General features: G+C 48.8%; 6 protein-coding genes and 1 pseudogene. 5 read left to right on the forward strand and 2 right to left on the reverse strand.

All coding sequences use genetic code 11. The annotated features are described in order from the left end of the window. A partial coding sequence (locus tag QZT80_RS17355) for a sensor histidine kinase (protein ID WP_295124806.1) occupies positions 1-1,972 on the forward strand: 1,972 nt, incomplete at its 5' end. A gap of 12 nt (positions 1,973-1,984) precedes the next feature. Here the strand turns inward: QZT80_RS17355 and QZT80_RS17360 are convergent. After that, on the reverse strand, positions 1,985-2,458 hold the full coding sequence (locus tag QZT80_RS17360) for a hypothetical protein (protein ID WP_295124808.1): 474 nt from the start codon (positions 2,456-2,458) through the stop codon (positions 1,985-1,987). A gap of 76 nt (positions 2,459-2,534) precedes the next feature. Beyond that, a complete protein-coding gene (locus QZT80_RS17365; RefSeq protein WP_295124810.1) occupies positions 2,535-3,335 on the reverse strand; it encodes a DUF4382 domain-containing protein in 801 nt (266 codons plus the stop codon). Between the two features lie 189 nt (positions 3,336-3,524). Here QZT80_RS17365 and QZT80_RS17370 point away from each other — a divergent pair, with 189 nt between their 5' ends. From QZT80_RS17370 to QZT80_RS17385, 4 genes and pseudogenes are all read left to right on the forward strand, one after another. Continuing rightward, on the forward strand, positions 3,525-4,082 hold the full coding sequence (locus tag QZT80_RS17370) for a LemA family protein (RefSeq protein ID WP_295124812.1): 558 nt from the start codon (positions 3,525-3,527) through the stop codon (positions 4,080-4,082). 12 nt (positions 4,083-4,094) lie between these two features. Next, positions 4,095-6,095: a DUF2207 domain-containing protein gene (locus tag QZT80_RS17375; RefSeq protein WP_295124815.1), complete on the forward strand. Its 2,001-nt coding sequence runs from the start codon at positions 4,095-4,097 to the stop codon at positions 6,093-6,095. Positions 6,096-6,455: 360 nt separating this feature from the next. Further along, positions 6,456-7,205, forward strand: coding sequence for an ROK family protein (locus tag QZT80_RS17380; RefSeq protein ID WP_295124818.1), 750 nt, complete (start codon positions 6,456-6,458; stop codon positions 7,203-7,205). 27 nt (positions 7,206-7,232) lie between these two features. Beyond that, positions 7,233-7,819: pseudogene (locus tag QZT80_RS17385) on the forward strand (transketolase); the annotation flags it as partial.

Consider the following 7,819-nt stretch of genomic DNA (forward strand, 5'->3'; position numbering starts at 1 on the left):
CGACCTGCTTGATTCAATAATTGTATTGGGAGGTGATAGCGGGGGGCACACGCCATGGGAAAAGTACCAGGTTGCCCAGGCACATTTCAGAAAGGGTGAAATAGCCGAAGCTGAACGCGTGTTGTTATCAATAGACGCAGTATATATGTCGACCGACCAGCTGAAAAAGCATGAATTGTTCGATTTGCTGCACAATATCTACAAATTGAAAGGAGACGGTGCGAAAGCTATGTTGTATGCCGGGGCGGCGCTGCAAAGTCTGCAGGCGCAGGGCATTCCCGCTGCACAAATTCTGGTCTACCTGAAAAAAATCCTGTATATATCTGATCAGTTTGGAAGCTTCGAAAAATATGAGGACTTAATGCAGAAAGTACGGGATGAAGTGCAGCCGGATAACCTTACTGACTGGACGGAGATCATCAACTATGCCCACGAACTTTCATTCAGGCGAAGTAAAATGGCAGCCATTAACTATCTGAAAGAACGATTTATTAGTGTGCCTATTACTTTGCGGACCCGGCTAATGGAATATCACGAATACATGGGGGCTTTTTATTGTAACCTAAACGATAGTATTGCGCTTATTCACCTTAATGAAACCGAAAAGTTATTGCAGCGGATCAGTTACAGGGAAGCTAACCTGCTGCAGGCAACCAATTTTCTTCAGATAGCTACAATATACTACCGGCAGGGGCATTACGATAAAATAGGTCCCTATCTTAAAAAAGTGGATGCGTTGCCGCAAAAGTCGCTGGGGCTACATGTACTCACGAATAAAGAATGGTTACATTATAAAATCGACAGCATCCGGGGGGATTATCCAGGGGCCTTATCGCATTACTCGGTTTACCGGTCCTATAGCGACAGCTTATTCAACTTTGAAAAGATTGTAAGGCTGGAAGAGTTCAATGTTTTTTCCCGGGCGAACGAGCGGCAGAAGAAGGTGCTGCAAAAAACGGAAGAAGTAACCAGGCTGGCAGAAAGTGGCCGGCTCCGCCAGGCCCTGCTGGAGGAAATGGAGGAAAGCGAACGCCAAAGCTTCTTGCTGCTGGAACGTGAAGTAGAGGATGCCCGAAGTTATGCAAAACAACGCGGCGACTCCCTGCGCCGAAAACAGGAAACAATCCTGCTCCTGGGTAAGGAAGCCGGATTGCAGAAAATGTTGGTGACCCGGGTAAATGCGTTTCGAAACCTGTTGGGCATTGGTGCCGCGCTGCTGATCCTGCTGGTGATGCTAACCTATAGCCGTTACCGCCTTAAACAGCGAAGTAACCGGCAATTGGAACATCAGCAGGCTATTATTTCCTTGAAAAATGCATCGCTGGAAAAGCTGGTAGATGAAAAAGAATGGCTGCTGAAGGAAGTACACCACCGGGTGAAAAATAACCTGCAGGTGGTTATGAGCCTGCTCAATATCCAGTCGTACTACCTGCACGATGAAAAGGCCAAATCCGCTATGCTCGATAGCCAGCATAGGGTAAACGCCATTTCTCTGATACATAAAAAATTGTACCAGTCAGAAAACCCGTCAGTAGTAGTGATGCCCCATTATATAAAGGAACTTACCGAGCAGTTGTACGATTATTCCGATAAGCGCCTTTACATTCAGTTCGACCTCGATATAGCACCGCTTACGTTCGACATTAATAAGGCCTTGCCGATAGGGCTTATTCTCAATGAATCGGTTACTAATTGCTTTAAATACGCTTTTCGCGGTCGTGATGAAGGTCTTATTACGATTCGCATGCGTCAGAAAGGCAAGCATGCGGTCGTGCTGGAAATTGCGGATAATGGTGTAGGGATGCCGGCTTCAGCACAGCCACCTACTGACGACTCTTTAGGTATGAGCCTGATGAAAGGTCTTGCCTCCGATATGGATGGCAGCCTGGTAATTAGTAGTGAAGAGGGAAAGGGTACACTCGTTACGGTAATTTTCAACCCTGGGGATGCAGCGGAGCTCATGCACAATTAACCGGCTGATCGCCTAGGCTTCTTCCGGGTAAAGCTTTTCTACTTCGGCCAGGGCTGCGTGGAGTTCAGGCAGTTGTTTCAAATGGCGTTTAGGCACGCCTGCAATTTCTTTCTTCAACCGGTAAAAGAATATCCTGTCGCGAAACTTAATCCGTCGTTCCTCTTCATAATAAAAGAAATCATCGAAAGGGATATAATGTTCCTTAAATCCACCGATGATGCGGAAAGTACTGATCGTGATGATCTTACTTTCATGATCAAATTGTATAGCCGCGAAATGTTTTACAAACAGGGTATAGGTAAGATAAACGCCGCAGAGAATGGTAACGATTTGTTTATCTGTACTGAAGTTGAGCGCCACTTTTCCTTTAATCAATGCTATGAGGTAGAATGCCAGCAGTATCACACAAAGCCCAAGGAGGGTAGACGCCAGGTAACCCGCGCGGCTTTTCAGAGATGTATTGTATATCGTAATCGGTTCCTGCATTGGCCGAAAATAATGAAAAAAGGCAAAAAATGAAGGGCCGCTCAATGGCGGCCCTTCATTTTTATAAGGAAGACTACTACTGTGTGATCTGGATGGTTTCTACATTGGTAACAACACCGGTGGCTACGTTCACTGTAACAGTGGTGTCGCGGTAAGGTGGCACCTGGGCGTCGTAAACCAGCTTCCAGGCTCCCGCAGGCAGGCCGCCGAAGAAGTAATGACCCGTGGCAATGTCCGGCAGCGCCAGCAGGGTATCGGTATTTTGGATCGCCCAAACTTGTGTTAATGCCGCCGGAGGAAGTACAATCCCCTTAATACTACCGCCGATCGCATCTGAATATCCACGTATAACGGGTTTAAGAATATACTGACCACTATTGCCTGCCGTTACTACGGAACGACTGGCGTCGAAATCCAGGTACAGGCGGTATACAATACCAGCCTCTAATACAGTCCTGAATTTTACTTTTAAACCTGATTGCTGCGCTGATGGTGTCTTTAATTCATGCTCAACACCGTCGATCACTACCGAATTCCTGTTGCCAAGCACCAGGCGTACCTGGTTAATTTCTCCGGCTGGTACCTCTGTATCAGCAAGCACAGTGTCCAGCCCGTTCCTGAAATCGAGCAAATTGTAAATGCCCGGATGCAGAAGAGGCAGCTCAACCCAGCCATTCTCTGTTTCGGCATCGGTAGAAGCATGGACCATTACTTTCTGAATGTCTACATAGACGGCATCATAACTTGCCGGTGCATCGGTCAGGCGAATTTCCAGTTTTGCTTTTCCCTGGCTGTTACGGTCATCTTTCTGGCAGGCAAATAGTAACGCAGTTAGTGTAAGGCCGGCTAATACAGCGGCGGATAATCGGTTTTTCATTTCTTCTGATTTTAGATAGGTGTTTTGCTGCCTTATATGTAGATAACGACAGCAGGCGCAATATGTTTACTTGCATTTTTAGATGGCGATAATCACGTAAAGTTTAATGCTCTCCGAAATATTTTTTAATTTCCGTGCTGTTGGTGAGGAGAAATCGTGCATTTGGATCGCGATATTTAAATAAAAACGATGAATTATTCGCTTATTGTTATCCTGGTACTCGGCGTACTGCTGGTTTGGATAGTTAGCCTGTACAACCGCCTTGTTGCCCGCCGCAACAGTGTAAAGGAATCATGGAGTGGTATTGATGTGAGCCTCAAAAAACGCTACGACCTCGTACCTAACCTGGTGGAAACCGTGAAAGGTTATGCCCGCCACGAACAGGAAACGCTGGCAAAAGTAACCAGCTTCCGCACTGCCTCCGTGAATGCGGTCACCCCTGGCGAAAAAGCAGAAGCCGCTGCCGGACTCACCCGCGCCCTTGGCTCGCTGATGGCCGTAGCCGAAGCCTATCCCGACCTGAAAGCCAATACCAACTTCCTGCAATTACAGGATGAGCTGGCCGGTATCGAAAATAACCTGGAATCGGCCCGCCGTTACTACAACGGTACTGTTCGCGAAAATAATAACCTCGTAGAAAGCTTCCCCTCCAATATTATCGCCGGGATGTTTGGCTTTAAAACCAGCCCCTTCTTCGAAATCGATAATACTGCTCACCGCGAAAGACCTGATGTTTCTTTCCGCTAACCAACTATGTAAATGAAGCGCTTACTGATTCTCTTATTTGCCCTGCTGCCGCTGGCGGGCGCCGTAATTGCCCAGGATACTATGGAGGTATCCTACCCGCAGGAGCCCGACGAGCACTATGTGGACGCCTCCTACCAGGAGGAGCCTGAACAACATTATTCCGAAGGTATTATCGACTTTCATGCGGATATCGTCATCGAAAAGAACGGCCTCGTTAAAATAACAGAACATATAAAGGTGTTCGCCACAGGCAACGAAATTAAACGCGGTATCTTCCGCGAGCTGCCTGGCTTCCGTAAAAACAAGTACGGGCGTAGGGTGGATGTACCCATTCATGTTACTAGCGTGCTTAAAGATGGTCATGCCGAACCGTATTCTACGAAAGAGGAAGCTGGCTGGCTGAATATTCGTATAGGCAGTGCCGATGTATTGTTAAGCACGGGTGTGTACGACTACACGATTACTTATGAATCGCGCGGCCATGTTGGCTTCTTCGACGGCTACGACGAGTTGTACTGGAACGTTACGGGCAACGACTGGAAACTGCCGATCGTAAAGGCTTCGGCCACGGTCACCTTGCCTGACGGCGCTTCCGTGAAGCAGTCGGCCTGTTATACCGGAGAAAAGGGGTCTACCGCCTCCGACTGTAGCATGGAATACGACAGGGACCAGCATCCGGTATTCAAAACAGAGCGATTGATGTCGCCGGGTTCGGGCTTTACCATTGCAGTAGGTTTTACGGCCGGCATTATCGAACGCCCGCCACCCCCAGGTTTATGGGGTATGTTGGTGGACTGGTTCCTGAATTTTATCGAATATGTGCTGGCGGGCATTGGCCTGCTGGTGTTGCTGCCCTATTTATACAACAAGTGGCGCAAATATGGTAAAGATCCCGAAAAGCCGGTGGTGGTAGCGCGATTCGAACCACCGGACGGACTTTCGCCTGCCTCTATGCGTTATATCTATAAAAAAGTACACGATAGCAGGTCGCTCGCCGCAGCCCTGGTGAATATGGCGGTTAAAAAGGTAATCACCATCCGAAAGGAAGAAGGGAAGTTTTTTATTGAACGTAAAAAAGGGAAGATCGGTCTGCTTGCGCAGGAGGAAAGGGAACTTTGTAATAAACTGCTGCACACCAACCAGACCATCGAGGTAGACGATAGCAATAAATTTAAGTTCAGCGCTGCCCGCGAAGCCTTTGAAAAAGAACTGAAGACAGGGCATAACCTAACGGAATATTTCCAGCAGAATAAAAAGCATATGTGGCGCGGCGGACTGGTAACCATGTTGGTATTGTCGGTTTACCTGGCATTTATTAATGTAGGCTCGCTCATCTTCCTGGTATTCCTCGTGCCTTTTATCGTTATCGGGCTGTCATTGCTGTTCGCCGGTATTAAAGCGCTCAAACAGGGCTGTGCGGGCGTGTTTTTACTGTTAATGGGCGTGGTGTTTAGCCTGGTGCCAATGGGCATCTTATTGACGGCCATATGGCAACTGCCCGTCGTATCGATCGTGTTTGTGGTGGGCGTTATCGTTTGTTTCGCAGTGTATATGAAGCTGGTGCAGGCACCAACAGAGATGGGCACCAAAGTGATGGCCGAAATAGAAGGCTTTTGCCTGTACCTCTCTGTAGCGGAAGAAGACCGCCTGGACATGTTAACACCTCCCGAACGCACGCCCGAACTTTTTGAGCGTTTACTCCCGTATGCGATTGCCCTGGAACTGGAAAACGCCTGGGGTAAAAAGTTTAAAGATGTACTCGAATCCATCCAATATAGCCCGGAGTGGTACAGTGGCGGCACCTTTAGCTACGTTCACTTCGGCGATTCATTCAGCAACCGCTTCGCCTCTTCGGTAGACAGGGCCGCTAAAAGTCCTGAGCCGGTAAGGAGTAGCGGTGGCAGCAGTTCTTCCGGCAGCAGTTCGTCCGGCAGTTCCAGTTGGAGTTCCGGCAGCAGTGGCGGCGGAAGTTCCGGCGGTGGTGGCGGCGGCGGCGGTGGTGGCGGCTGGTAAAAGCATTCGAAAGGGAACTTGTTATGCAGGTTTCCTTTTTTTATGTAACCAGCTTCAGAACAAACACAGGCCGCCGTTGTGTCACACCCTTCAGCGGCAACAATTCTGCCGGGCTGTCATCGCTGCTGTACGGTATATACACCGCTCATTATAACCTGCTCTATTCAACAACATCTGCATCTGCCTAAAAGAAGTACTAACACCTTACCGCGATAAAATGTACAACAGATCCCTTCATTTATTAGTTGTCCACCGCACCGCCCGCACGTAGCTTTACATACTTCCGGGAAGGGGCCGCAACAATTTGTACAGCGGACTTGTTATTCTTCCTGGCTCAATAACCAGTTTAATCAATTACTTATGAACCAGGCGCCTGTTGCCGACAATATCCTGGCCATCGATATTGGCGGATCGCATATTAAAGCGACGATCATCGATGCCCAGGGGGCTTTCCAGTTAAACTACGAGTCTGTTAAAACCCCTAAAAACCCCGACCCGGCTAAAGTGATGGAAGCCATCCGCGAGCTGGTGAAAAACTTCCCGCCTTACGCCAAAGTATCTGTAGGTTTCCCCGGTTTTGTGGATAAAGGAGTGGTGATCACTGCGCCTAACCTCGGTACCGGAAAATGGTACGGTGTAAACCTGCAGTCCAGGCTGGAAGAGTTACTATCACGTCCGGTGCATGTAATGAATGATGCGGATATGCTGGGCCTTGGGCTCATCAGTGGGCACGGCCTGGAAATGGTGATCACCCTTGGAACAGGATTTGGTACAGCTATGTTCCACCATGGGGTGTTAATGCCGCACCTGGAAATAGGGCAGCACCCGTTCAGTTCTAAAAATACGTACGACAGCTACATTGGCGCCAAAGCGCTGGAAAAGGAAGGGGCGGAGAAGTGGAACAAACGCCTGAAACGCGTAATAGCCGTGTTACAAACAGTTTTTAATTACGATCACCTGTATATCAGCGGTGGTAACGCTGAAATGATTAGTTTCGATCTTGATAAAAACATTACCCTGGTATCGGCCAAACAAGGCCTCAGGGGAGGTGCCAGCCTTTGGGTAACGGCCCTGCCCGCAGGCGAAGAAGCGGTATTACAGGAATTATAACCAGTTAAAAAATCGCAGTAAATAGTTATGGGATCTTATTCAGTAAATATTGCAGAACAGGCCATCAACACAGCTCGTTTGCTGGCCATCGACGGTGTGCAGAAAGCCAATTCGGGCCACCCAGGTATGCCAATGGGCGCAGCGCCAATGGCCCATACGCTTTGGGGCCACTACCTACGCTATAACCCGCAAAACCCGCATTGGGCCAACCGCGACAGGTTTGTGCTGTCGGCAGGCCACGGCTCTATGTTACAATACGCTTACCTCTATCTCACGGGTTATAACATCACCCTCGACGATCTGAAGCAGTTCCGCCAGATGGGCAGCAAAACTGCCGGTCACCCGGAATATGGGTTGCTCGACGGCATTGAAGTAACCACCGGCCCGCTGGGGCAGGGGTTTGCTAATGGGGTAGGCATGGCTATCGCGCAAAAGCACCTGGCCGCCCGGTTCAATAAACCTGGTTTCGACCTGTTCGATTATCACATTTACGCTATTTGCAGTGATGGCGACATGATGGAGGGTATTTCTTCGGAAGCCGCTTCTATGGCCGGTCATCTGCAACTAGGTAACCTCATTTACTTCTACGACGATAATAATATTTCTATCGAAGG

Origin of the sequence: uncultured Chitinophaga sp., assembly GCF_902168175.1 — a bacterium.
GTDB lineage: Bacteria > Bacteroidota > Bacteroidia > Chitinophagales > Chitinophagaceae > Chitinophaga.

Coding starts and splice junctions, on each gene's coding strand:
- QZT80_RS17380 (WP_295124818.1), top strand. CDS start 6,456: ATGAACCAGGCGCCTGTTGCCGACAATATCCTGGCCATCGATATTGGC.
- QZT80_RS17360 (WP_295124808.1), bottom strand. CDS start 2,458: ATGCAGGAACCGATTACGATATACAATACATCTCTGAAAAGCCGCGCG.
- QZT80_RS17365 (WP_295124810.1), bottom strand. CDS start 3,335: ATGAAAAACCGATTATCCGCCGCTGTATTAGCCGGCCTTACACTAACT.
- QZT80_RS17370 (WP_295124812.1), top strand. CDS start 3,525: ATGAATTATTCGCTTATTGTTATCCTGGTACTCGGCGTACTGCTGGTT.
- QZT80_RS17375 (WP_295124815.1), top strand. CDS start 4,095: ATGAAGCGCTTACTGATTCTCTTATTTGCCCTGCTGCCGCTGGCGGGC.